The sequence below is a fragment of the Segatella paludivivens DSM 17968 = JCM 13650 genome (assembly GCF_000373185.1).
Lineage (GTDB): Bacteria > Bacteroidota > Bacteroidia > Bacteroidales > Bacteroidaceae > Prevotella > Prevotella paludivivens.
This window is the reverse complement of sequence record NZ_KB890686.1, coordinates 108,756-134,013: the sequence shown is the minus strand read 5'-3', so window position 1 is coordinate 134,013 and position 25,258 is coordinate 108,756. Positions and strand designations below refer to the sequence as shown.

At 37.5% G+C, this 25,258-nt stretch carries 20 protein-coding genes, 1 tRNA gene and 1 rRNA gene; 20 read left to right on the top strand and 2 right to left on the bottom strand.

Annotation, left to right across the window (positions count from 1 at the left end; translation table 11 throughout):
- Window positions 1-158 precede the first annotated feature (158 nt).
- From rrf to B045_RS0114000, 8 genes are all read left to right on the top strand, one after another.
- A 5S ribosomal RNA gene (gene rrf, locus B045_RS0114035) occupies window positions 159-271 on the top strand.
- A gap of 213 nt (window positions 272-484) precedes the next feature.
- Window positions 485-1,681: a sensor histidine kinase gene (locus tag B045_RS0114030; protein WP_025883755.1), complete on the top strand. Its 1,197-nt coding sequence runs from the start codon at window positions 485-487 to the stop codon at window positions 1,679-1,681.
- A gap of 67 nt (window positions 1,682-1,748) precedes the next feature.
- Window positions 1,749-2,276, top strand: a complete 528-nt coding sequence (locus B045_RS0114025; RefSeq protein ID WP_018464904.1) for a YceD family protein — start codon at window positions 1,749-1,751, stop codon at window positions 2,274-2,276.
- A gap of 26 nt (window positions 2,277-2,302) precedes the next feature.
- The gene (gene rpmF / locus B045_RS0114020; protein ID WP_007135457.1) at window positions 2,303-2,488 is read left to right on the top strand and encodes a 50S ribosomal protein L32; all 186 of its coding nucleotides are present in this window, start codon (window positions 2,303-2,305) and stop codon (window positions 2,486-2,488) included.
- Complete coding sequence (locus B045_RS0114015; RefSeq protein WP_018464903.1) at window positions 2,488-3,510, top strand: beta-ketoacyl-ACP synthase III; 1,023 nt, start codon at window positions 2,488-2,490, stop codon at window positions 3,508-3,510. Before rpmF ends, B045_RS0114015 begins: the two co-directional genes overlap by 1 nt.
- An 89-nt stretch (window positions 3,511-3,599) precedes the next feature.
- Window positions 3,600-4,481, top strand: coding sequence for a GTPase Era (era, locus tag B045_RS0114010; protein WP_018464902.1), 882 nt, complete (start codon window positions 3,600-3,602; stop codon window positions 4,479-4,481).
- 120 nt (window positions 4,482-4,601) lie between these two features.
- A complete protein-coding gene (der, locus tag B045_RS0114005; protein WP_018464901.1) occupies window positions 4,602-5,915 on the top strand; it encodes a ribosome biogenesis GTPase Der in 1,314 nt (437 codons plus the stop codon).
- Between the two features lie 45 nt (window positions 5,916-5,960).
- Window positions 5,961-6,353 (top strand): DUF4878 domain-containing protein, encoded by a 393-nt coding sequence (locus B045_RS0114000; protein WP_018464900.1) that lies wholly within the window; start codon window positions 5,961-5,963, stop codon window positions 6,351-6,353.
- 6 nt (window positions 6,354-6,359) lie between these two features.
- Here B045_RS0114000 and B045_RS0113995 read toward each other — a convergent pair whose 3' ends face one another.
- Together B045_RS0113995 and B045_RS0113990 are read right to left on the bottom strand one after the other, a co-directional pair.
- The gene (locus B045_RS0113995) at window positions 6,360-7,127 is read right to left on the bottom strand and encodes an ABC transporter ATP-binding protein (RefSeq protein ID WP_018464899.1); all 768 of its coding nucleotides are present in this window, start codon (window positions 7,125-7,127) and stop codon (window positions 6,360-6,362) included.
- Window positions 7,124-7,882: an MlaE family ABC transporter permease gene (locus tag B045_RS0113990; RefSeq protein WP_018464898.1), complete on the bottom strand. Its 759-nt coding sequence runs from the start codon at window positions 7,880-7,882 to the stop codon at window positions 7,124-7,126. Before B045_RS0113990 ends, B045_RS0113995 begins: the two co-directional genes overlap by 4 nt.
- Before the next feature lie 133 nt (window positions 7,883-8,015).
- On the opposite strand from B045_RS0113990, the gene lptB reads away from it, so the two are divergent.
- The 12 genes from lptB to B045_RS0113925 all read left to right on the top strand — a co-directional run bounded on the left by lptB (window position 8,016) and on the right by B045_RS0113925 (window position 25,070).
- Window positions 8,016-8,834 (top strand): LPS export ABC transporter ATP-binding protein, encoded by an 819-nt coding sequence (gene lptB / locus B045_RS0113985; RefSeq protein ID WP_018464897.1) that lies wholly within the window; start codon window positions 8,016-8,018, stop codon window positions 8,832-8,834.
- 161 nt (window positions 8,835-8,995) lie between these two features.
- The gene (gene tig / locus B045_RS0113980; protein WP_025883749.1) at window positions 8,996-10,351 is read left to right on the top strand and encodes a trigger factor; all 1,356 of its coding nucleotides are present in this window, start codon (window positions 8,996-8,998) and stop codon (window positions 10,349-10,351) included.
- Between the two features lie 176 nt (window positions 10,352-10,527).
- Window positions 10,528-11,193, top strand: a complete 666-nt coding sequence (gene clpP, locus B045_RS0113975; RefSeq protein ID WP_018464895.1) for an ATP-dependent Clp endopeptidase proteolytic subunit ClpP — start codon at window positions 10,528-10,530, stop codon at window positions 11,191-11,193.
- Window position 11,194: 1 nt separating this feature from the next.
- Window positions 11,195-12,436, top strand: coding sequence for an ATP-dependent Clp protease ATP-binding subunit ClpX (gene clpX / locus B045_RS0113970; protein ID WP_018464894.1), 1,242 nt, complete (start codon window positions 11,195-11,197; stop codon window positions 12,434-12,436).
- Between the two features lie 95 nt (window positions 12,437-12,531).
- Complete coding sequence (recQ, locus tag B045_RS0113965) at window positions 12,532-14,709, top strand: DNA helicase RecQ (protein ID WP_018464893.1); 2,178 nt, start codon at window positions 12,532-12,534, stop codon at window positions 14,707-14,709.
- A 105-nt stretch (window positions 14,710-14,814) separates the two neighbouring features.
- Window positions 14,815-16,299, top strand: coding sequence for an IMP dehydrogenase (gene guaB / locus B045_RS0113960; RefSeq protein ID WP_018464892.1), 1,485 nt, complete (start codon window positions 14,815-14,817; stop codon window positions 16,297-16,299).
- Between the two features lie 2 nt (window positions 16,300-16,301).
- Window positions 16,302-17,729: a peptidylprolyl isomerase gene (locus B045_RS0113955; protein ID WP_025883745.1), complete on the top strand. Its 1,428-nt coding sequence runs from the start codon at window positions 16,302-16,304 to the stop codon at window positions 17,727-17,729.
- Window positions 17,730-17,770: 41 nt separating this feature from the next.
- Entirely contained in the window at window positions 17,771-19,213 is a 1,443-nt protein-coding gene (locus B045_RS0113950) for a peptidylprolyl isomerase (RefSeq protein ID WP_018464890.1), read from the top strand.
- Window positions 19,214-20,881: an OstA-like protein gene (locus B045_RS0113945; protein ID WP_018464889.1), complete on the top strand. Its 1,668-nt coding sequence runs from the start codon at window positions 19,214-19,216 to the stop codon at window positions 20,879-20,881.
- 237 nt (window positions 20,882-21,118) lie between these two features.
- Window positions 21,119-22,954 carry a DNA mismatch repair endonuclease MutL gene (gene mutL, locus B045_RS0113940; RefSeq protein WP_018464888.1) on the top strand — a complete coding sequence of 612 codons (1,836 nt, stop codon included), beginning with the start codon at window positions 21,119-21,121 and terminating at the stop codon, window positions 22,952-22,954.
- A 104-nt stretch (window positions 22,955-23,058) separates the two neighbouring features.
- Window positions 23,059-24,231 carry an OmpA family protein gene (locus tag B045_RS0113935; protein WP_018464887.1) on the top strand — a complete coding sequence of 391 codons (1,173 nt, stop codon included), beginning with the start codon at window positions 23,059-23,061 and terminating at the stop codon, window positions 24,229-24,231.
- A 764-nt stretch (window positions 24,232-24,995) separates the two neighbouring features.
- Window positions 24,996-25,070, top strand: a tRNA-Val gene (locus B045_RS0113925).
- Window positions 25,071-25,258 lie beyond the last annotated feature (188 nt).

Below are 25,258 nucleotides of genomic sequence, written 5' to 3'. Positions count from 1 at the left end.
GTTGATAGGGTGCAGGTGTAAAGACGGTGACGTCAAAGCCGAGCACTACTAATTGCCCGAAACTTTCTTTCGGGAGGTCATACTTTGAGTTGTTTAAGATAGTGGTAAGAACTAAGGTTTCTTACAGTTTGCTTGTGAAAAATACGTCATAACCCATATCAGGTGGTTATTGCGGTGGTGTCCCACCTCTTCCCATTCCGAACAGAGAAGTTAAGCCCACTTGCGCCGATGGTACTGCAATACAATGCGGGAGAGTAGGTAGCCGCCTTCTTTTAAATAGAAGCCTCGAAGATAGCAATATCTTTCGAGGCTTTTTTGTGTTTATATAATCCGAGCTATCAGATATTTTGGATAACTCCCGATTGATCTGATTACTTTTATAGATCTTATAGATCTGTTAAAATCCGATAATGCTTATAGCTCGGATAATAAGGATTAATCTTATTGCGTTGCAATATTTTTTGTGATATTTCGTTTCCATAATATGAAGTGGACCGATAGAATAAGAAAGATGAAATTACTTTTGATTTTTGTGGCTATAGTTATAGTCGCTTTATCTCTTGTTGTTTCCCATCTTCTCATTCGCGACCTATTTCATGAGGAAACTACACGAATGGAGGTGTTGGCTCAAGCTATGCGCTCTTTGAGCGTTGCTGATGATAATACTGACCTTAACCTTGTATTAAAGGTAATAAATGAAAATAATACTATTCCTGTAATAGTAGTAGATAAATCAGGCAAAGCACAGATATTTAGAAATGTTGACTTGAAGGGATATAACTATGCTGACAGTCTCAGAGATGCATCACGCAGAGCGGCAATAATGAAAGGCTCTGGAAGGTTTGTTAGAATTTCTATTGATAATCGTACGCATGATTATATTGATGTTTGTTACGACGATTCTGTCATCCTAAAGAGACTTACTTATTATCCTTATGTCCAGTTGGGCGTAGTATTGATATTCGTTGCAATTGTGATCTTTGCATTGCTTGCTTCAAAAAAGGCTGAACAGAACAAGATTTGGGTTGGAATGAGTAAGGAAGCGGCTCATCAGCTTGGTACCCCAATATCTAGTCTTCTTGCATGGATAGAGATTTTTAAGGAAGACTATCCCGAAGAACCTTTGGTACCTGAGATGGAGAAAGACGTGAAACGCTTGCAGATTATAGCAGAAAGATTTTCAAAAATAGGTTCTTTACCAGCTTTATGTCCTGTAAACTTGATAGATGTACTTAATCATGTTATTGATTATATGGGAAAACGGAATCCTAGCAGTATCAATCTGGTGAGGGATTTGCCTGATCATGACATTACTATTATGCTAAATGCATCTCTATTTGAATGGGTCGTGGAGAATCTGTTCAAGAATGCAATTGACTCAATGAGTGGAATGAAAGGAACGATAACTGTTAAGGTGATTGAAAGTGCTGACATTGTGTTTATAGAAATATCTGATACAGGAAAAGGTATAAAGTCTAAAGACATAAATAATGTGTTTCGTCCTGGATTCACTACAAAGAAGAGAGGATGGGGACTCGGTTTGTCATTAGCTAAAAGAATAGTAGAAGACTACCATAAAGGCAAAATATTTGTTAAGTATTCAGATATTGGAAAGGGAACCGTGTTTTGCATAGAACTCCCTAATGCCCCAAAGCTAATAAGTTTAACATCAGTTGATTAGTAAAAAACTAATTTTTTTGCCTTTTAATTGTTATATATCAGAAAATATTCGTAACTTTGCAGCCCGTATGGTGAGTTTAGAATCCTTTAAAATTGACCTAAAGAGCTTGGAACAAGGCGCAACGCCTTTTGAGTTTGAGCTTGACGATGCATTTTTTGAGTCTTTAGAGACGGCGGAAGTGCAACGAGGCAATTTGCATGTCAGTTTGTTGGTTAACAGAACCAATGACTATTATGACCTGAATTTCCATATAGAAGGCTCGGTGATGGTTCCTTGTGATCTATGTCTTGATGATATGGAACAGAAGATTAATACCGATAATCGCCTTGCTGCTAAATTTGGAGAAAACTACTCAGAAGATGATGACCTTGTGACGGTGATTGAGGACGAAGGAATACTTGATGTCGCATGGTTCATTTATGAATTTACTGAGCTCAACATTCCCATCAAGCACGTGCATGCACCTGGAAAATGCAATCCGGCTATGATAAAGAAGCTCGAAGAGCATTCTGCTACCCGAAGTAGTGGGGAAAAAATTGAGACTGATGTAGATCCACGTTGGGCAGCGCTTTCTAATCTAAAAATTGAAGATTAAAATTAAAATTAAAAGATTTAAAAATTATGGCACATCCTAAAAGAAGACAGTCAAAGACTCGTACACTTAAGAGAAGAACTCATGATAAGGCAGTAGCTCCTACATTGGCAGTATGTCCAAATTGTGGCGCTTACTATGTTTATCACACAGTATGTCCAACTTGCGGTTACTATAGAGGCAAGGTTGCTGTTGTTAAGGAAGTAGCAGAATAATGGGCAAAATCAACGCGATAATCACCGGGGTTGGTGGCTATGTGCCAGACTATGTCCTCAATAATGAGGAGTTGTCGCGTATGGTAGATACAACTGATGAGTGGATAACCACTCGCGTGGGAATCAAAGAACGCAGAATACTCACTGAAGAAGGACTTGGTACCAGTTATCTGGCACGTAAGGCTGCAAAGCAGCTAATCCAGAAGACGGGAGTTGATCCAGATTCTATTGATGCACTCATCGTTACCACTACTACCCCAGATTATAAATTTCCATCTACAGCCTCAATTGTATTGGGTAAGCTGGGTTTGAAGAATGCTTTTGCATTTGATTTCGAGGCTGCTTGCTGTGGATTCCTTTATTCGCTTGACGTCGCAGCTGCGATGATACAGAGTGGTCGATATAAGAAGGTTATCGTTATCGGTGCAGATAAGATGTCTTCATTAGTTGACTATACTGATCGTCAGACTTGCGTTTTGTTTGGTGATGGTGCGGGAGCCGTATTGTTGGAAGCAAGTGATGAGGATGGTTACGGTGTGCAGAATTCATACCTTCGTACAGATGGTCAGGGACTTCCTTTCCTACACATGAAGGCCGGTGGTTCTGTTTGTCCTCCTTCTCATTTTACTGTAGATCATCGTTTGCATTATCTTTATCAGGAAGGTCGTACGGTATTCCGTTATGCTGTTACTGATATGAGTGACGATGTCACTAAGATATTGGAGATGAATAATTTGACAGCTGATGATGTAGATTGGGTTGTCCCTCATGAGGCAAATCTCAGAATCATTGAAGCTGTAACAAAGCGAGCTGGAATTCCTATGGATAAAGTCGTTGTGAATATTGAGCATTATGGCAATACCAGTGCTGCAACAATTCCTTTGGCTCTTTGGGATCACGAAAGCAAACTTAAGAGAGGTGATAATGTCATCTTTACGGCATTTGGAGCTGGTTTCGTTCATGGCGCATCTTATTATAAGTGGGCTTATGATGGCGGAACTTCTTCAGCGGCAACGAAATAACGACTTTAAGTCAAAATGATAATGAAACGCATCCTTCTCATTTTTTAGAAAGAATGCGTTTCTTTTGTTTGTTATAAACAGTATATGGTATGCATAAAGCAGGTTTTGTAAATATAGTGGGAAATCCAAACGTTGGCAAGAGTACTTTGATGAACCAACTTGTAGGCGAACGCATAAGCATCGCTACATTCAAAGCGCAGACAACTCGTCATCGTATAATGGGCATCGTTAATTCTGACGATTGCCAGATCGTCTTTTCTGATACCCCTGGAGTCTTGAAACCAAACTACAAGATGCAGGAAATGATGTTAGCTTTCTCAGAATCAGCTCTTAATGATGCTGATATCTTGCTTTATGTAACCGATGTGGTTGAAAACCCTGAGAAAAACCTTGACTTTCTAGAAAAGGTAAAAAAAATGTCTATTCCTGTATTATTGCTGATAAACAAGATAGACGAGAGTGACCAAAATAAACTTGGTGACATGGTCGAGAAATGGCATTCTCTACTTCCTAATGCTGAAATATTGCCTCTTTCGGCAAAGAATAAGTTTGGTGTAGATATTTTGCTAAAACGCATACAGGAACTGCTTCCTGAATCTCCTGCTTATTTTGATAAGGAACAGCTAACAGATAAACCGGCTAAGTTCTTTGTAAGTGAAATCATCCGAGAGAAAATTCTTCTTTATTATGATAAGGAAATTCCTTATAGTGTGGAAGTAAAAGTTGAACAATTCAAGGAAGATGAACGCAAAATATATATCAATGCAGTGATATATGTAGAAAGAGATAGTCAGAAAGGTATAATTATCGGTCATCAGGGAGTTGCGTTGAAAAAGGTAAATACAGAATCGCGCAAGGCTTTGGAAAGATTCTTTGATAAGACAATCTATCTTGAGACTTTTGTTAAGGTTGACAAGGACTGGCGTTCATCGCAAAGAGAACTTGACAGCTTTGGATATAATCCAGAATAATCATAAGAGGCTCATATATGTGAGCTATAAATAATATTACTTTTGGCTCTGAATGGAATGAGAGCAAACTCTCCTTTAGGAGGGCCGAAGAATGTATAACTTCAGAAATTAAACAATTTTATGGCAAATTTAGTTGCAATTGTAGGACGCCCGAATGTGGGAAAGTCTACACTTTTTAATCGTTTGACACAATCACGCCGCGCTATCGTAAGTGATACCGCTGGTACCACAAGAGACCGTCAATATGGAAAGTGCTCTTGGGGCTCAAAAGAATTTTCAGTAGTAGATACTGGTGGTTGGGTCGTAAATTCAGATGATATCTTTGAGGATGCTATTCGTCGCCAGGTTTTATTAGCTACTGAAGAGGCAGACCTTGTCTTGTTCATGGTTGATGTAACAACTGGTGTGACAGACTGGGATGAGGATGTTGCGACAATATTGCGTCGTGCAAAACTTCCTGTAATCCTTGTTGCTAATAAAGTTGACAACAGCGGAGAATACTATGAAGCTGCTGAATTCTATAAATTGGGATTGGGTGAACCTCAGTGTATCAGTGCTGCAACTGGTGGTGGATCTGGTGACTTATTGGATTTGGTTATTGACAAACTACCTCAGGAAAATCCAGAGATTGTCGAGGATGATATTCCTCGTTTCGCTGTAGTTGGCAGACCAAATGCAGGAAAAAGTAGTATCGTAAATGCTTTCATAGGTGAGGATAGAAATATCGTAACAGAAATAGCTGGTACTACAAGAGATAGTATTTATACACGTTATGACAAGTTTGGCTTTGATTTCTATCTTGTAGACACCGCTGGTATCCGTAAGAAAAACAAAGTTAGTGAGGACTTGGAATTTTATAGCGTCATGCGTTCTATCCGTTCTATAGAAAACAGTGATGTCTGCATACTTATGATAGACGCAACTCGTGGTATAGAGGCACAGGATATGAACATATTCCAACTTATTCAGAAAAATAACAAGAGTCTTGTTTTAGTTGTAAACAAATGGGACCTTGTAGAGGATAAGAGTCAAAAGGTGATTGATACTTTTGAGGCAGCGATACGTAGTCGTATGGCTCCATTTATTGACTTCCCAATAATATTTGTTTCAGCAATAACAAAACAGAGAATATTTAAAGTTCTAGAGACTGCTAAGGAAGTTTATCTTAACCGCAAAGCACATGTTGGAACTTCTAAGCTCAATGAGGTAATGTTGCCAATCATAGAGGCAAATCCTCCTCAGAGTCTAAAGGGCAAGTATATAAAGATAAAATATTGTACACAGTTGCCAAATACTCAGATTCCTTCATTCGTATTCTATGCTAACCTTCCTCAGTATGTAAAGGAAAATTATCGTCGTTTCCTTGAAAATAAAATACGTGAGACTTGGAGTATGCACGGATGTCCAATAAATATTTTTATCAGACAAAAATAAAAAATAATTACCCTCATCTTTTATGATGAGGGGTATTTTTATATTATGAAAAAGATATTCTATATATTACTGCTTGTAACAGTTTTATTCTCTTGTAGTTCACAGAAGAAAGATCCTAGTGAGATTGTAGGGAAAACTGCTAAGATATATTATGACTACTTGTTGAATGGTGATTATGAAGCTTTCGTAGACGGAATGAATCAGCCTGATCGTATACCCGATAATTATCGAGAGCAGTTGGTCGCTAATGCTAAGATGTTTGTTGGACAACAGAATGAAGACCATAAAGGAATAAAGAAAATAGCTGTATCTAATGCAGAAATTGATACTATACATAATACTGGAGATGCATATCTGTTGCTTACTTATGGTGATAAAACCACAGAACAAGTAGCCGTGCCAATGGTTAAGCGTAAGGGTATTTGGTATATGCGATAAATACTTTTATTTTTTTTCAGCCATCTCAGCCTTCTTTACTTTTCTGAATAGGTCGCTGGCGAAGACAAGGTCGTTGAGCTTTTCATTTGTATTGCTCATGATGTCGTCTTTAGTACCTTGCCATTCCTTGTTACCTTTATAGATAAATAATATGTTTTCACCAATTCCCATAACTGAATTCATATCATGGGTGTTGATGATCGTTGTCATACTGTATTCTTTTGTTATTCCTGTTAACAATTCATCAATAACAAGAGACGTCTTAGGGTCAAGTCCAGAATTAGGTTCGTCGCAGAAAAGATATTTAGGATTCAACACAATAGCTCTTGCTATTGCGACACGCTTCTGCATACCTCCAGAAATCTCTCCAGGAAATTTTTGCTGTGCATCAATAAGATTTACTCTATCCAAGCACTCCTGTGCTCTTTTTACACGTTCCCTGTAATTCATACTAGAAAACATATCCAATGGGAACATCACGTTTTCCAACACTGTAAGAGAGTCGAAGAGAGCTGCACTTTGAAAAATCATTCCCATTTCGCGTCTCATCATTACTTTCTCGTTTTTACTCATTGTGATGAAATCGCGATTGTCGTATAGCACTTCACCACTAGTTGGAGTTAGCAACCCAACAAGGTTTTTCATCAAAACAGTTTTACCGCTACCACTCTGTCCGATGATAAGGTTGGTCTTCCCGTCCTCAAATACTGCATTAATGTCGTTTAGGACAGTTTTGTCTTCGAAAGACTTATATAAATGTTTTACTTCAATCATGATAATAACTGTGTGAGGAATACGTCTGAAAATAAAATCAGTACACTGCTACAAACAACAGCGTCGGTACTGGCTTTTCCAACATCAATGGATCCGCCTTTAACTGTATATCCAAAGAATGATGAGACACTAGCTATGATGTATGCAAAAAACATACTCTTGATGATGCTCATCCACATGAACCATGGATTAAAAGAATGTTGTATTCCAAGTGTCAAATCATCAGGAGAAAGCATGTGACCTAGATAGGCCGTGCCATAAGCTCCGACAATACCCATGCCAGAACTGAATATAACAAGGAATGGCATAATCGTCATCAATCCCATAATTTTTGGAAGAATAAGATAGCTTGCAGAGTTAACTCCCATTATATCAAGTGCATCAATCTGTTGTGTTACACGCATCGTTCCTAATTCTGAAGCAATGTTTGAACCAACTTTTCCTGCAAGGATAAGGCACATGATGCTACTAGAAAATTCAAGAAGCATAATCTCACGAGTGGTATATCCGGAAACCCAGCGTGGCATCCATGGACTCTGTATGTTTACTTTCATTTGTATACAGATAACTGCACCGATGAAAAAAGATATAAGCAAAACAATACCAATTGAATTAACACCAAGTTGGGACATTTCTTTTATATACTGCTTAAAAAACATTCTCATTCTTTCTGGACGAGATAAAGAACGCCCAATAAGAATAAGGTAATCGCCAAATGTCGTGAGATATTTATATAATAATTTAATTATAAACATGTTATTATCCTTTGTTGTTTGTTGCAAAAGTAACCAAATTTCTCTAAAAAACTGCAATATTGAGAATAGTTTTTGTTTTTTATTTTGTATTCATGGTGATTTAAATTAACTTTGCATCCAAATTCATGAATTTATGGACGAAACAAAGCTTACGACCCTTCGTACGGAAGGACTTGTGAAGCGTTATGGTAAACGTACTGTTGCCAATGGCGTGAGCATTAATGTGAAACAAGGTGAGATAGTCGGACTTCTTGGGCCTAATGGCGCGGGTAAGACTACTTCTTTCTATATGACGACTGGTCTGGTAGTTCCAAACGAGGGACATGTGTATATGGATGATACCGAAATTACGGATTATCCAGTATATAAGCGTGCCCGTGCTGGTATTGGATATCTTCCACAGGAGGCTAGTGTGTTCAGAAAAATGAGCGTGGAAGACAATATCATGTCGGTGTTGGAAATGACTAAGCTATCTCATGAACAACAACTTGAAAAACTTGAAAGTCTAATAAGAGAATTCCGCCTTACAAAGGTTCGTAAAAACAAAGGTGATCAGCTCTCTGGTGGAGAGCGTCGTCGTACTGAAATAGCGCGCTGTCTTGCAATTAACCCTAAGTTTATTATGCTTGATGAGCCTTTTGCCGGTGTCGACCCAATTGCCGTAGAGGATATACAACATATTGTGTGGCGTTTGAAATATCGCAATATCGGTATTCTTATTACCGACCATAATGTGCAGGAGACTTTATCTATCACCGATAGGGCTTATTTGCTTTTCGAAGGTAGAATACTTTTTCATGGTTCTTCAGAGGAATTGGCTGCGAATCCAATAGTAAGAAAAAATTATCTTAGTGAGAATTTCGTTTATCGCAGATTTAAGCCTAATGAAGAAGACGAGGCTTTGGAAGAGCAGATAGAAGAAGAAAATGATTTGAAAACACATGCTGAATAAATTTTGATGTCTTCTGGGTAAGAAGAATGTATAGTGTTAGTATGGTTAAAAAAACAAATTTTTCTTTTATATATTAGGTATATTCGCTAATTATCAGTAATTTTGCGATCCGAAAATTGCCAAACAATAAAAAAATAATAATAAAACAAAAACATCAGAAGATGAATATTTCATTTGAAAATCCTGACAAGATCAATGGTCTGTTGACTATTACTGTCGAAGAAGCTGATTACAAAGAGAATGTCGAGAAGGCATTGAAAGATTATCGTAAGAAGGCTAATTACCCTGGTTTCCGTCCTGGTATGGTTCCAATGGGTCTCGTAAAGAAACAGTTTGGCACATCTGCAAAGATGGATGCTATCAACAAACTTATTGGTGAGCAGATTTACAAGTATGTAAACGACAACAAGATTCAAATGCTTGGTGAGCCTCTTCCTTCAGAGAAACAGGAACCACAGGATTTGGAAAAAGGCACTGATTTCACTTTCGTTTTTGATATAGCTGTTGCTCCTGAATTCAAGATGGTTCTTGATGGTCATAACAAACTTGATCATTATACAATTACTGTTGATGACGCACTTATCGACCGTCAGGTTGACATGCTTGCTTCACGTGCTGGCAGTTACGATAAGGTTGAAGCATTCGAAGGCAATGATATGCTTAAGGGTGACATCCGCGAACTTGACGAGAAAGGTAATACAAAAGAAGGTGGCATAACTGTAGAGAGTGCTGTCTTGATGCCTGAATACATTAAGGTTGACGATCAGAAGAAACTTTTCGAAGGTGCTAAACTTGGTGATGTAATAACATTTAATCCAAAGAAGGCTTACCCAGAGAATGATACAGAAATATCTTCATTGTTGAAGATTGAGCGTGAAGCTGCAAAGGAACTTACTGCTGATTTCAGTTATCAGATTACTGAGATCCAACGATTTAAGAAGCATGATCTAAATCAGGAACTTTTTGATCAGTTGTTTGGTAAGGATACTGTAAAGAGCGAAGAAGAATTCCGTAACAAGATTGCTGAAGGTCTTAAAGAGCAGCTCTCTGTTGATGCAGACTATAAGTTTATTCTTGATGTTCGTGCTTATTGCGAGAAGAAAGTCGGTAAACTTGAATACCCAGATGCTTTGCTTAAGCGCATCATGTTGAATAATAACAGTGAAAAGGGTGAGGATTTTGTTGAAAAGAACTACGAACAGAGCATAAATGAACTTACATGGCACATAATTAAGGAACAATTGGTTTCTGCTCGTGATATTAAGGTTGATGATGCTGACATTTTGGATGCAGCAAAAGAAACAGCTCGTACACAGTTCGCTCAGTATGGCATGAACAATGTTCCGGATGAATATGTTGAGAACTACGCTAAGGAAATCCTTAAGAAGAAAGAAAATATTGACGGACTTGTTGATCGCGCAGTAGACCGCAAGCTTGTTGTTGCATTGAAAGATTCCGTAAAACTTAACGAAAAGGAAATAAGCCTTGATGACTTCAATAAAATGATGCAAGAATAATAGTTTTTTTGAAAAAAAACTTCTTTTATAAAGAGGTTATCGTCTTTTTTTATTATCTTTGTCTATGTAAAGATCGTCTGACGTTTCAGCGTTGGCATCATATTTGCAAGATAGATATAATAAAAGGGCGATAGCCTCTCTTTTTTTTATCTTTAAATGAACGATATTTTTATATTATGAATGATTTTAGAAAATATGCTACTAAGCATTTAGGCATGAATGGTATGGCACTGGATGACGTGATGAAAGCACAGTCTCAGTATCTGAATCCATACATTCTTGAGGAACGTCAGTTGAATGTTACCCAGATGGATGTGTTTTCACGCCTTATGATGGATCGTATAATCTTCCTCGGAACAGAGATTGATGATTATACGGCCAATACTCTACAGGCACAACTCCTTTATTTGGATTCTGTAGATAGTGGTAAGGATATATCTATTTATATCAATAGTCCTGGTGGTAGTGTGACTGCTGGACTTGGTATTTATGATACAATGCAGTTTATTAGCAGTGATGTTGCTACTATATGTACAGGTATGGCGGCATCTATGGCTGCAGTTTTGCTGGTTTCTGGTCAAGAAGGAAAGCGCTCTGCACTTACTCATAGTCGTGTGATGATTCATCAACCGCTGGGTGGTGTGCAAGGTCAGGCTTCTGATATTGAAATAGAAGCTAAAGAAATACAAAAATTCAAGAAAGAACTTTATACAATTATATCAAATCATTCTCATACTCCTTTTGATAAGGTATGGCAGGATAGTGACAGAAACTATTGGATGAATGCTGATGAAGCTAAGGAATATGGCATGATTGATGATGTATTGATACGTAAGAAATAATATGACAAAAAAGGTATGTAGTTTCTGCGGAAGGGGCGAAAACGAAGTTAAGCTGCTTATAACTGGCCTAAACGGTTATATCTGTGAGAATTGTGCGCATCAGGCTTATGAAATAGTACAAAGTGCGGGCTTGGCAGATGAAGAACAGCATAATGGAGGAAAAGAGAACTCTTTCAAGATTAATAAGGTTCCTAAACCGAAAGATATAAAAAAATATCTTGACGAGTATATTATCGGACAGGACGAGGCTAAACGTTTTCTTTCTGTTTCCGTATATAACCATTATAAGCGTCTGCAACAACCTGTAGATGACAATGGTGTGGAAATTGAAAAGAGCAACATTATAATGGTAGGAAGCACTGGAACTGGTAAGACTCTTTTGGCACGTACCATTGCGAAGATGCTTGATGTACCTTTCACTATTGTAGATGCAACCGTTTTTACAGAGGCAGGATACGTAGGTGAGGATGTTGAAAGTATTTTAAGTCGTCTGTTGCAAGTTGCCGATTATAATGTAGCGGCAACAGAACGTGGAATCGTATTTATTGACGAGATAGATAAAATCGCGCGTAAAAGCGATAATCCTTCAATCACTCGTGACGTTAGTGGTGAGGGAGTTCAGCAAGGATTGTTGAAGCTTTTAGAAGGTACTATGGTTAATGTTCCGCCAAAGGGAGGACGCAAACATCCTGATCAGGACTATATTCATGTGGATACTAAGAATATTCTGTTCATCTGCGGTGGAGCTTTCGACGGCATAGAGCGTAAAATAGCACAGAGAATGAATGCTCACGTTGTGGGATATAATTCAGTGCAGAATGTCAGCAAGATAGATAAGGCTGATCTTATGAAATATGTACAGCCTATGGACTTGAAATCTTTTGGACTTATTCCTGAGATAATAGGTCGTCTTCCTGTTCTTACATATCTTAATCCGCTTGATCATGATGCACTTCGACGCATACTAGTAGAACCCAAGAATTCTATTATCAAACAATATGAGAAACTATTTGATATGGATGGCATAAAACTTGAATTTAATGAAGATACCTTGAATTTCATAGTTGAAAAAGCTGTGGAGTATAAGTTAGGTGCCCGTGGTTTGAGGTCTATCGTGGAGTCTATAATGATGGACGCGATGTTTGAAATCCCTTCAAAGCGAACTAAGAGCTTTACTGTCACTTTGGACTATGCTAAGGCTCAGCTTAATAAGTCTCATTTGCAGAATTTGGAAACTGCATAATATATAAAATTAGATTGCAGCTGGTAATAAGCATTGCCAGCTGCAATTAAATGAAAGACAAATCTAATATAATGGATTAAGAAACTACTTGTTATATGACAAAGGAAGTTAATCTTACACAGCAACTCAAACATTATTTCGGCTTTGACAAGTTCAAAGGCGATCAGGAAGCTATTATTAATAATCTGTTGGATGGTAATGACACGTTTGTGCTTATGCCTACCGGCGGAGGTAAAAGCTTATGTTATCAATTACCTTCATTGATAATGGAAGGTACGGCTATCGTTATTTCTCCTCTTATAGCGTTGATGAAAAATCAGGTTGATGTTATCAATGGTATGAGTGAGGAATCAGGAGTAGCACATTATTTGAACTCATCACTAAACAAAGCATCTATACAACAGGTTATGGATGATGTGAAAAGTGGTGTTACGAAGTTGCTGTATGTAGCCCCGGAATCTCTTAACAAGGAAGAAAATGTTGAGTTTCTTAAATCGGTGAAGATATCATTTTATGCTATCGATGAGGCGCATTGTATTTCTGAGTGGGGACATGATTTTCGCCCAGAGTACAGAAATATCAGACCTACAATAGGTAAGATAGGCAATGCTCCTGTTATAGCGCTTACCGCAACCGCAACAGACAAAGTACGTACTGATATAAAGAAAAACCTTGGAATTTCTGATGCTAAGGAATTCAAAAGTTCTTTCAATAGAGCTAACCTTTACTATGAGGTGCGTGCTAAAACACAGGATATTGATAAGCAAATTATCAAATTTATCAAACAGCATGAAGGTAAGAGTGGTATCATATATTGTCTTTCTAGAAAAAAGGTTGAAGAACTTTCTGAAGTTCTCAAAACAAATGAAATAAAGGCAGCTCCATATCATGCTGGACTAGACAGTTCAACACGTTCACAAACTCAGGATGATTTCCTCATGGAACGTATTGATGTAATTGTCGCTACGATAGCTTTTGGAATGGGCATTGATAAGCCTGATGTACGTTTTGTGATACATTATGATATACCAAAAAGTCTTGAGGGATATTATCAGGAAACAGGTCGTGCTGGGCGTGATGGAGGAGAAGGTATATGTATAGCTTTTTATGCACAGAAAGATCTTAAGAAATTAGAAAAATTCATGGAGGGTAAGCCTGTTGCTGAACAGGATATAGGCAGACAATTACTTCAGGAAACAGCTGCTTATGCTGAATCTTCTGTGTGCCGTCGCAAAATGTTACTTCATTATTTTGGTGAGGAGTATAATAAGGAAAATTGTCACAACTGCGATAATTGTCTTCACCCGAAAGAGAAAATAGAAGCTAGTAAGGCTTTGTTAGTGGTATTGAAGTCAATACTAGCAATAAAAGAAAATTTCCGTCAGGAATATATTATAGATTTTGTCAAAGGACGCGGAACGGATGACATCGTGTCTCATCATCATGATCAATTAGAAGAGTTTGGCTCTGGCGAAGACGAAAATCCTAAATTGTGGAATCCTGTTATCCGTCAGGCACTTATAGCAGGTTTTCTCAAAAAAGATGTTGAAAACTATGGATTATTAAAGGTTACTGCTGCCGGTAGACGTTTTGTAAAAGATCCTGAGAAATTCTTTATTGTAATGGATAATGAATTTAAGGATGATTATGAGGAAGAATGCGGAGATTCTGTAGCTGCGGCACTTGATCCGGAGTTGTTTATAATGTTGAAGAACCTTCGTAAGAGAATGGCTCAGAAACTGAATATTCCAGGATATGTTATTTTTCAGGACCAGTCTCTGGAGCAAATGGCTACAATGTACCCTGTTACGAATGAAGAACTGCAACAGATTCAAGGAGTCGGAGCTGGTAAGGCAAAACGATATGGTAAAGAATTCCTTCAATTGATAAAACGTCATTGTGAGGAGAATGGCATTGAGCGTGCAGAGGAACTTCGTGTGCGTACTGTTGCTAAGAAAAGCGTTACGAAAGTGAAGATAATTCAGAGCATAGACCGTCAGGTTGCGCTTGATGATTTAGCAGATGCCTTAGGAATGGAGTTGCCAGAACTTTTAGATGAAATTGAGGCAATAGTATATAGTGGCACTAAAATAAATATTGATTATTTCATTGAAGATGTCATAGACGATGATCACATAGACGATATCTATGATTATTTCAATGAGAGCGAGACCGATAATCTTGAGGACGCAATAGAAGAGTTAGGCGAAGATTATTCAGAAGATGAAATTCGTCTTGTAAGGATTAAATTCTTATCTGAAATGGCAAACTAAACTGACGTTAAATAGCATTAATTGAATAATAAAATGGTGAACGTATAGTACCTATGTGGAAAATTATTACTATATTTGCACGCAATAAATTTTTAAAGTTACAATATGTCATCATTTGTTGCAGATAAAATTGTAATGGACGGCCTTACTTTTGACGACGTCCTTCTAATCCCTGCTTACTCAGAGGTACTACCTAAAGAGGTAGAGTTGAAAACCAAGTTCACACGTAACATCAGTTTGAATGTTCCATTTGTGACCGCAGCTATGGATACTGTTACCGAAGCTTCAATGGCAATAGCAATTGCTCGTGAAGGTGGTATAGGTGTTATTCATAAGAACATGACAATCGAAGACCAAGCACGTCAGGTCGCTATTGTCAAGCGTGCCGAGAATGGAATGATTTATGCTCCTGTCACGATTCGTCGTGGTAGTACAGTGAAAGATGCACTTGATATGATGCATGATTATCATATTGGAGGTATTCCAGTTGTTGATGAAGATAATCACCTGGTCGGTATCGTTACAAATCGCGATTTGCGTTTTGAACGTCACATGGATAAGTTGATTGATGACGTTATGACAAAAGAAAATCTTGTAACAACACATTTGAGGACAGATCTTATTGCTGCCGCACAGATATTACAAGAGCATAAAATTGAAAAACTTCCTGTAGTAGACAAAGAAAATCATCTTGTTGGTCTTATTACATATAAAGATATTACTAAGGCAAAGGATAAGCCAATGGCTTGTAAAGACGAAAAGGGACGCCTTCGTGTAGCAGCTGGTGTTGGTGTTACTGTTGATACAATGGATCGTGCTAAGGCTTTAGTTGAAGCAGGTGTTGATGCTATTGTTATTGACACTGCCCATGGACATTCAAAAGGTGTTGTTGAAAAACTTAAGCAAGTAAAGGCTGCTTTCCCTAACGTTGATGTTATTGTTGGTAATGTTGCAACTGGTGCAGCTGCCAAATATCTTGTTGATAATGGTGCTGATGCAGTTAAGGTTGGTATCGGTCCTGGTTCAATTTGTACAACACGTGTTGTTGCCGGTGTTGGAGTACCACAGCTTAGTGCTGTGTATGACGTTTACTCAGCACTAAAGGGTACAGGTGTTCCTTTGATTGCTGATGGTGGACTCCGTTATTCTGGTGATATTGTCAAGGCTCTTGCAGCTGGAGGAAGTTGTGTTATGATTGGCTCACTTGTAGCTGGAACAGAAGAAAGTCCAGGTGAAACAATCATTTTTAACGGTCGTAAGTTTAAGAGTTATCGTGGAATGGGTTCTTTGGAAGCCATGGAACAGAAGAATGGTTCTCGTGACCGTTATTTCCAGAATGATATAAAGGAAGCAAATAAACTTGTTCCGGAAGGTATTGCCGGTAGAGTTCCTTACAAGGGAACTGTTCAAGAGGTGATTTATCAGCTTATGGGTGGTTTACGTTCAGGTATGGGTTATTGTGGTGCAAACTCTATTGATACATTGCATAATGCGAAATTCGCTCGTATTACAAATGCGGGTGTATTAGAGAGCCATCCACATGATATCACTATCACTAGTGAGGCTCCAAACTATTCTCGCCCTGAATAATAATGAAATGTAAAAAAACTATATCAGTGTTAATGGCCATGCTCCTAAACGGGAGCATGGTTTTTGCGCAGTCTGCAGATCCAGTTTTAATGACAATTAATGGTAAGCCAGTATTGCGTTCCGAATTTGAGTATTCTTACAACAAGAATAATTCAACCGGAGTCATTGATAGAAAATCAGTTGATGATTATGTTGACCTTTTCATCAATTATAAGCTTAAGGTTGAGGCTGCCCTTGATGCTCATTTAGATACGATGAAGTCATATCAAAATGAGTTTGCATCTTATAGGGAAAAACAGATTAGACCTTCTATAATAACTGATGCTGATATAGAAACAGAAGCGTATCGTATATACAATGAGACTCAAAAGAAAATAGACTCACACGGGGGAATTGTAAAGGTTGCGCATATACTTTTAAGACTTAATCAACGTGCCCCACAGGAAAAAGATGTATTAGCAAAGCAACGTATAGATTCTATATATGCAGCATTACTCAATGGTGCTGATTTTGCACAGTTGGCAAAGAAATATTCTGATGATAAAGAATCAGCTGTTAATGGTGGTGAATTGCCATGGATACAATATGGACAAACTTTTCCTGAATTTGAAAAACAGGCTTTTGCTCTTAAAAATGGGCAGATTAGCAGACCATTTATGTCGCCTGTTGGTTACCATATTATATTGAAGAAAGACAGTCGCAACTTTTTCCCTTATGATTCGTTGCGCACTGATATTATAAAGTTTATAGAACAACGCGGCATTCGTGAGAACATGATCAATGCACGTTTGGATTCTATATCAAAATCACAGCACGTAACGGTGTCGGACGTTCTTGAAAAAAAAACACAGGAAATGGAGTCGGAAGACCCTTCTTTGAAATATCTTATAAAAGAATATCATGACGGACTTTTGATGTTTGAAATCAGTAATCGTACCGTTTGGAAGAATGCTACAACTGATGAAGCCGCATTATTTAAGTATTTCAAGAAAAATAAAAAGAAATATAAATGGGAGCAACCTAGGTTTAAGGGTATTGCTTATCATACAAAATACAAGGATGATTTGAAAGCTGTAAAGAAGATCCTGCGCAAAACGGATTTTTCAGAATGGTCAGATATATTGAAAAGAACATTTAATAAAAATAGCTTCCGAATACTTGTAGACAAGGGTATGTTTAAAATAGGAGATAACTTGTTGGTAGATAATCTTGTGTTCAAACAGAATAAACCATATAAGCATCTTGTAGATTATCCTTACGAAAATGTTTATGGAAAGAAATTGAAGTCTCCTGAAGACTTTTCTGATGTTCGTCAACTGGTGGTCAATGATTATCAGGAATATCTTGAAAAAGGCTGGGTTGAGACTTTACGCAAAAAATATCCTGTTAGCGTTAATCATGCTGTTCTCGCTACGGTTAATAAGCATTAGTCTTTTAAATCTTAATATAATATTGAAATAAAATAGAATTTATGAATAAGGGATATAAAATATTTACCGGCTTCCTTGGGCTACTGCTCCTTACAGGAATGTCAGCTAAAGCTAATAAGACAGATGGTATAATGTCTAATACAGAAGATACTGTAAAGGTTAAACCAACTGTACAGAAAGCTCCTGAACATAGCGTCGTAGACGAAGTTGTTTGGGTCGTAGGTGATGAGCCTATTTTAAAGTCTGATGTAGAGCAGATGCGACTGCAAGGTGAAATGGAGGGCGTAAAGTGGGGAGGTAATCCTGACTGTACTATTCCTGAACAATTGGCAGTGCAGAAGTTGTATCTTCATCAAGCCGAGATAGACTCTTTGCAAGTTACAGAATCAGATATTGCAAGTAGTGTTGACCAACAAATTAATTTTTGGATTAATTCTGCAGGTTCACGTGAAAAGCTTGAAGAATATCAGGGTAAGACTGTAAACGAGATGCGTTCTGATTTGCATGATGATTTCAAAAATCGTCAACTGATAGAGAAAATGCGTCATAAACTTGTTGAGAATATATCTGTTACACCGTCTGATGTGCGTAAATATTTTAAGGATTTACCACAAGATAGTATTCCTTTTGTTCCTACAGAGGTGGAAGTAGAGATTCTTGTGCGCCAACCACGTATTCCGCAGTCTGAAATAAATAGAGTGAAAGACCAACTTCGTAGTTTCACAGACCGTGTTACAAAGGGTGAAACTTCTTTTGCAACTCTAGCACGTTTGTATTCAGAAGATCCTGGCTCTGCACGACAGGGTGGAGAAATGGATTATACAGGTCGTGGAACCTTGGATCCAGCTTTTGCGAATGTAGCTTTTAATCTTACTGATCCAAAGAAAGTTTCAAAAATAGTAGAGTCTGAGTTTGGTTATCATATTATCCAACTTATTGATAAACGAGGTGATAAGATAAAGGTACGCCATATACTTATTAAGCCAAAAGTATCTGATAAGGAAATCAATCAGGCAATAGGTCGTTTGGATTCCATAAGCAATGATATCAAAACTAAGAAATTTACTTTTGAGGAGGCATGTTCATATCTTTCTGAAGATAAGGATACCCGCAACAACCATGGACTTATGGCATATAGCGATAATCAGACTGGTAAAGTAACTTCTAGGTTCCAGATGAAGAATCTTGCTACAGAGGTGGCAAGTGTTATTGATACAATGAAGGTTGGTGAGATTTCAGCTCCTTTCAAGATGATAAATTCAAAAGGAAAGACAGTAGTTGCTATTGTTAAACTGAGAAGTAGAATAGATGGTCATCGTGCAAAGATAACTGAAGATTTCCAGACTATGCAGGATGTTGTTGAGGCTAAGGAACGTGAGAAAAAACTTCACGATTGGGTTGTTAATAAGATTAAGCAGACATATGTCCGCATGAATCCACGATATAAGGATTGTAATTTTGAATATCAAGGATGGGTTAAATAAATGAAGTTTAGCAATATAATACGATATATCTTCGGGCATAGAATCGTCGTTCCGGCGGTTTTGTGCCTGTTTGGACTAAGCTTATTCCAAACTATCGGTGCTGCTGGTCGTAAGGTTAAACGCGTGAATATGGATGACAGAGTGTATCTTGTTCATGCGGACATACTTAAATTCGATCAATTTGGTCCTAATCCAGATGCACAAATAGTAAAAGGCCGTGTTCATTTTACTCATCAAGGTGCAAGTCTTTGGTGTGACAGTGCTTATTTTTTTCAGGAGTCTAACTCCGTAAAGGCTTTTGGTCATGTACGCTATGTGCAGGGACGTGAATTGTCTTTGGTTGCGAAACGTGCTTCTTATGATGGTATGCGCCAATTACTAGAGGCTCGAAATAATGTTGTGCTTCATCATGGTAATAAGGTCCTTTATACTGATAGTCTTGATTTTGATCGTTTCAACAATTATGCTTATTTCTTTGAGGGGGGGCGTCTTGTTGATGGAAAAGATCGCTTGTCGTCAGATTGGGGAGATTATAATACACAAACTCGTGAGGCTGTTTTCTGGTATAATGTGAAGATGCATAGTAGCAACCGTATCATCACTACAGATGAATTGCATTATGATACAAAGAAGTCTATTGCACACGTTGTAGGTCCAAGTAAAATTATTCAAAAAGGTAGTGTCATAAATACGACTGATGCGTATTTCAACAGTAAGACTGATAAGGCAGAGATGTATAGTCGTTCAACAGTTACCGATAAGAATAAGGAAATTACAGGAGATAGTCTTTTCTATAGTAAGAAAACCGGACTTGCACGTGGATATGGTAACGTGATATATGTAGACAAAAAAAACAAGAACCAACTTTTAGGTCATCGTCTTGTTTATAATGAGAAAACTGGTCGTGGATGGGCTACAGGCCATGCCTTGGCGAAAGAATATTCACAAAAGGATACTCTGTATATGCATGCCGACTCTATGAAGATTTATACATTCAATATAAATACGGATTCTGTATATCGTAAAGTGCATTGCTTCAAGCATACAAAGGTTTTCCGCAGTGATGTTCAGGCTATATGTGATTCTCTAGTTTACAATTCAAAGGATTCATGTATGACTATGTATAAAGATCCTATTGCGTGGAATACAGATAGACAGATTTTGGGTGAAATAATAAAGGTATATTTGCAAGATAGTACAGTGCGTGAGGCGCATGTAATAGGTCAGGCACTCAGTATAGAACTTATGCCCGACAAAAAACATTATAACCAACTATCAAGTAAGGAGATAACGACTTATTTTGTAAAAGGAAATGTACGTAGGGTCGTCGCTTTTGGAAATGTGAAGACTGTATATTTTCCTGTCGATGATAAGGATTCCACGCTTCAAGGGTTAGTTTATACAGAAACGGACACGATGAAACTTTATATTTCTCCAGACAGAAAACTTCAAAAGATATGGACTCCGAAGAATCAAAGTGTTATGTATCCAATGACACAGATTCCTCCAAATAAATATAAGCTTCCTGAATTCGCATGGTTTGATAACTTGCGTCCAACAGGACCTGCTGATGTTTTCTTCTGGAGAGGGAAAGGAGATGATAATAAATTAAAGCCGATAGGTCGCAAAAAAGCACCGCTACAGAATATTGACAATACAGAGAAATAAGTTTCAAGCTATTCAATCTAAGATATTTTGCATATAGAATACTTACTATAGATTTGGTATTTTTCTCATGCAGTATTGGCAAAGAAAATTACATAAAGGCATTATTTTAAATAATACCACATACATCTCTTTATGCACTTAGAAAGGAATTCGTAACTATGTAGCTAATATGGTCATGTTCGTTTTCCTTCTTGTGCGTTTTTTCTTGTTTTAATATTTTTACTTTAACGACATTTTATGAGTGACATAATACAGTTATTGCCTGATTCGGTAGCTAATCAAATTGCTGCAGGTGAAGTTATTCAGCGTCCAGCTTCTGTTATTAAGGAGTTGGTTGAAAACGCTGTTGACGCAGGAGCTAAGAATATTAACGTTCTTGTTGTTGATGCAGGAAGAACTTCTATACAGGTGATAGACGATGGTAAAGGAATGTCTGAAACTGATGCCAGATTGTCTTTTGAACGTCATGCAACATCAAAGATACGTAGTGCAGAGGACTTATTTTCTCTTCACACGATGGGCTTCCGTGGTGAGGCTTTAGCTTCTATTGCAGCAGTGGCACAGATAGAACTAAAGACTCGTCAAGCTTCTGATGAAATAGGTACTCTTTTATCGATTTCTGGTAGTAAGTTTACTGGTCAGGAACCATGCTCTTGTCCTGTGGGAAGTAATTTCTCGATAGAGAATTTGTTCTATAATGTTCCTGCACGCCGTAAGTTTCTTAAATCAAACTCTACGGAGCTCAATAACATTATAACAGCTTTTGAGCGTATCGCATTGGTTTATCCTGACATATCTTTCACTTTGCATAGTAACGGTACCGAAATGTTTAATCTTAAAGCAGGCGTATTGCGTCAGCGCATCATAGATGTTTTCGGCAAACGTCTCAATCAGGATTTGCTTTCAGTCAAAGTAGATACTTCAATGTGTAAGATATCTGGATATGTAGGCAAGCCTGAATCTGCTCGCAAAAAGGGGGCACACCAGTATTTTTTCGTTAATGGCAGATATATGAAGCATCCTTATTTCAGTAAGGCTGTGATGAATGCTTTTGATCGTCTGGTTCCAATGGGTGAGCAAGTGCCTTATTTTATTTACTTTGATATTAATACAGAGGACATAGATGTAAATATCCATCCTACAAAAACTGAAATCAAGTTTGAGAATGAACAGGCAATATGGCAGATTCTTTCAGCATCAGTGAAGGAAGCTGTAGGGATGTTTAATGATGTTCCGTCTATAGATTTTGATACCCAAGGACGTCCTGATATACCCGTTTATAATCCAGAAAACAATGTATCAGCTCCTAAAGTTCAATTCAACCCAACATACAATCCTTTTAATACAGGGGGGAGTGCTCAACCTCAAACAAAGTCAGCTGACAAATGGGAAAGTCTTTACAATGGATTGAAAAATCAGACAAGTCAGGAGACAGAACTATTTACATCAAAGATGGCTCCACCTACTCAAGAGGTAGATGATACTCCAATGGAAAATGTTATCGCTGAGAAATCCCCAGCACATTATCAGTACAAGGGTTGTTATATTATGACAGCTGTAAAGTCAGGACTGATGATTGTCGATCAGCATCGTGCTCATGTGAGAATACTCTATGATAAATATCTTGAACAAATGAAGAATAGAGAGGTCTCATCACAAAAAGTCTTATTCCCAGAAAGTTTTCATCTTTCAGCAACAGAGGATGTTACCTTGAATAAGATTGAACCCGAAATGATTAAACTTGGTTTTGAAATTACAGCTCTGGGGGGGGGGAGCTATGCGATAAATGCAATTCCTGCAGGTATAGAGGGATTAAACGTTGTTGAACTTGTGCACAATATTATTGTGTCGGCACAGGAAAAGGCAGGCGATATAAATGATGAGACAAATAGTGCTTTGGCTTTGACCCTTGCACGTAATGCCGCAATTCCTTTCGGACAGGTATTGAGCAATGATGAAATGGAAAATATATTCAACAGTCTCTTTGCTTCTTCAAATCCAAACTACACTCCTGACGGCAAAAACATTCTATGTATATTGAAACAGAATGAGATAGAGCATTTGTTAGGATAAAAAGTTTTTTCATCTATTGTAAAACTTTTAATAAAAAAGATATATTTATATAGAATTTGTATTATCTTTGCGATATAAACTTATATTTACAAATAATACGGCTTATGAAAAAACTATTAATGACTTTAGCCTTAGTAGGATGCTCTTACGCTTCTTTCGCGCAGGAAACAGAACCTGTATTGAAGCATAGCGTTTCAACTAATTCTTTTTGGAGTAACTGGTTTGTACAACTAGGTGGTGATTACAACTCTTGGATTTCAAATCAGGAACATGGGCTCGGATTGAAAAACGGAGACAGTTATGGTTTGTTTGATAGTGAACGTACAACATTCGGTGGTGCTATTGCTATAGGCAAATGGTTTACTCCTAGTATCGGATTGCGTACAAAAGTTCAGATGTGGAGAGCGAAGCAGGTTGGTCCTCAAGTTTCTTCAAATGACTTTGATTATTGGATGCTCAATGAGCAGATTATGTTCAATTTGAGTAATATGCTTTATGGTTACAATCCTAATCGTGTTTGGAATTTAACTCCGTTTGTTGGTGGTGGTCTATCACGTAACTGCAATTCAAATTTATATGCAATGCAGCTTAGTGCTGGTATTAATTCATCTTGGAAGATTTGTAATAAACTTAGTGTATACACAGAACTAGGATATAACAGATTGGAAAATGATTTTGATGGCGTACAGAATGGCGGTAAAAATAACAGTCGTGGATGGAACTCTAAAGACAATAATCTCTATGCTGAAGTTGGTGTTACATTGAACTTGGGTAAAGGAATGTGGAGCAAGTCCCTTGACTCAGATGCAATAAACTCTATGTCACAGTCTCAGCTTGACGCTCTAAATGCTCAGTTGGCAGACTTAACAAGTGAAAATGAACAACTTCGTAAAGCAAATGCTAAGAAGGATACTACAACTGTTAAGGTTACAGAAATTAAGAGTGTAAAAGAGTTCGTGACAACTCCTATTTCAATATTCTTCAATATTGGTAAGATAGACATTTCTTCTTTGAAGGACCTTGTAAATGTTCGCGCTCTTGCAAAGTATGCAATAGAGAATAACTCTAATATTCTTGTAACAGGTTACGCCGATTCAGCAACTGGTACACCTGAAATCAATAAGAAGCTTTCTCTAAATCGTGCTAATACTGTTGTAGATCAACTTATACAGATGGGCGTTTCTCGCAGCAATATTAAGACAGCCGTATTTGGTGGATCAGAAACTCTTAAGCCTATTGAGTTCAACCGTCGTGCGACAGTTCAGATTACAGAATAAAATACAAAAGTATAAAATAAAAGGGCTGCAATACCGAATCAATTTCGGTTTGCAGCCCTTTTGTTATTTAAAGCCTATTGGATTTCTACACTAAACACATCCGTATGAGCCTCCACGAAGTAGCGCTTCTCCATACTGTTTCATGCCGATCATGTATCCTCTAATGATTTTTTTTATCGCTTTTTTAATGCTTTCTACAATCTTTCTCATAATTTTTTCCTTTCTCTCAATTTAGTGATTATTACTTTCTTTGTCTCTAAAACTCCAATGGGAAGTTATTTTCCCATTTGGATTTTGTTGTTCACATTTACTGCTTGAGCAACAACAGCGATTACTATCGCTAATACAATCATTACTGTCATCATAATTTTTCCTTTCATAATTTTGTGGGTTAACTTTTTTCCCACGTTTGTTATCCTTTTATCCTCTGTAAATCTCTATTTACGATGCAAAGATACAGCCATTATTTTACATTCGATATACAAATATATTCCATTTTTATGAAATATGCCAATTTCTTGACATGAGTCAAATAATAATATGACATACTGACCATTGTCAGCGTGTAGCAAGTAAAGTTGTTGATAGTCAGTGATATAAGTATTAATAACCCGCTCTGATAGACTAGTGCAGAAAACTTGTTGTTTATAAAATAGGTGAAAATACACATACTTTTTCAAGAATATATTTTAAATAAAAAATATCATTATTATTTGGCATTATAAAAAAATAGTGTTACTTTTGCACACGCTTTACAGAAGTAAGGGCGTTTAGCTCAGTTGGTTTAGAGCATCTGCCTTACAAGCAGAGGGTCGGCGGTTCGAATCCGTCAACGCCCACTTGGGTTAATCCCTGTAGTCTTTCAAGATTGCAGGGATTTTTTTTTACCAAATCGCGATGAATATTAAAAAATGTAAAAAGAATCTACGTTATTTGGTACTTTAAAAAAATANCTATACTTTTGCACACGCTTTACAGAAGTAAGGGCGTTTAGCTCAGTTGGTTTAGAGCATCTGCCTTACAAGCA

Excerpts from the sequence above, each read along its gene's own strand:
- B045_RS0114030 (WP_025883755.1), top strand. The coding sequence starts at position 485 with ATGAAGTGGACCGATAGAATAAGAAAGATGAAATTACTTTTGATTTTT.
- B045_RS0114025 (WP_018464904.1), top strand. The coding sequence starts at position 1,749 with ATGGTGAGTTTAGAATCCTTTAAAATTGACCTAAAGAGCTTGGAACAA.
- rpmF (WP_007135457.1), top strand. The coding sequence starts at position 2,303 with ATGGCACATCCTAAAAGAAGACAGTCAAAGACTCGTACACTTAAGAGA.
- B045_RS0114015 (WP_018464903.1), top strand. The coding sequence starts at position 2,488 with ATGGGCAAAATCAACGCGATAATCACCGGGGTTGGTGGCTATGTGCCA.
- era (WP_018464902.1), top strand. The coding sequence starts at position 3,600 with ATGCATAAAGCAGGTTTTGTAAATATAGTGGGAAATCCAAACGTTGGC.
- der (WP_018464901.1), top strand. The coding sequence starts at position 4,602 with ATGGCAAATTTAGTTGCAATTGTAGGACGCCCGAATGTGGGAAAGTCT.
- B045_RS0114000 (WP_018464900.1), top strand. The coding sequence starts at position 5,961 with ATGAAAAAGATATTCTATATATTACTGCTTGTAACAGTTTTATTCTCT.
- B045_RS0113995 (WP_018464899.1), bottom strand. The coding sequence starts at position 7,127 with ATGATTGAAGTAAAACATTTATATAAGTCTTTCGAAGACAAAACTGTC.
- B045_RS0113990 (WP_018464898.1), bottom strand. The coding sequence starts at position 7,882 with ATGTTTATAATTAAATTATTATATAAATATCTCACGACATTTGGCGAT.
- lptB (WP_018464897.1), top strand. The coding sequence starts at position 8,016 with ATGGACGAAACAAAGCTTACGACCCTTCGTACGGAAGGACTTGTGAAG.
- tig (WP_025883749.1), top strand. The coding sequence starts at position 8,996 with ATGAATATTTCATTTGAAAATCCTGACAAGATCAATGGTCTGTTGACT.
- clpP (WP_018464895.1), top strand. The coding sequence starts at position 10,528 with ATGAATGATTTTAGAAAATATGCTACTAAGCATTTAGGCATGAATGGT.
- clpX (WP_018464894.1), top strand. The coding sequence starts at position 11,195 with ATGACAAAAAAGGTATGTAGTTTCTGCGGAAGGGGCGAAAACGAAGTT.
- recQ (WP_018464893.1), top strand. The coding sequence starts at position 12,532 with ATGACAAAGGAAGTTAATCTTACACAGCAACTCAAACATTATTTCGGC.
- guaB (WP_018464892.1), top strand. The coding sequence starts at position 14,815 with ATGTCATCATTTGTTGCAGATAAAATTGTAATGGACGGCCTTACTTTT.
- B045_RS0113955 (WP_025883745.1), top strand. The coding sequence starts at position 16,302 with ATGAAATGTAAAAAAACTATATCAGTGTTAATGGCCATGCTCCTAAAC.
- B045_RS0113950 (WP_018464890.1), top strand. The coding sequence starts at position 17,771 with ATGAATAAGGGATATAAAATATTTACCGGCTTCCTTGGGCTACTGCTC.
- B045_RS0113945 (WP_018464889.1), top strand. The coding sequence starts at position 19,214 with ATGAAGTTTAGCAATATAATACGATATATCTTCGGGCATAGAATCGTC.
- mutL (WP_018464888.1), top strand. The coding sequence starts at position 21,119 with ATGAGTGACATAATACAGTTATTGCCTGATTCGGTAGCTAATCAAATT.
- B045_RS0113935 (WP_018464887.1), top strand. The coding sequence starts at position 23,059 with ATGAAAAAACTATTAATGACTTTAGCCTTAGTAGGATGCTCTTACGCT.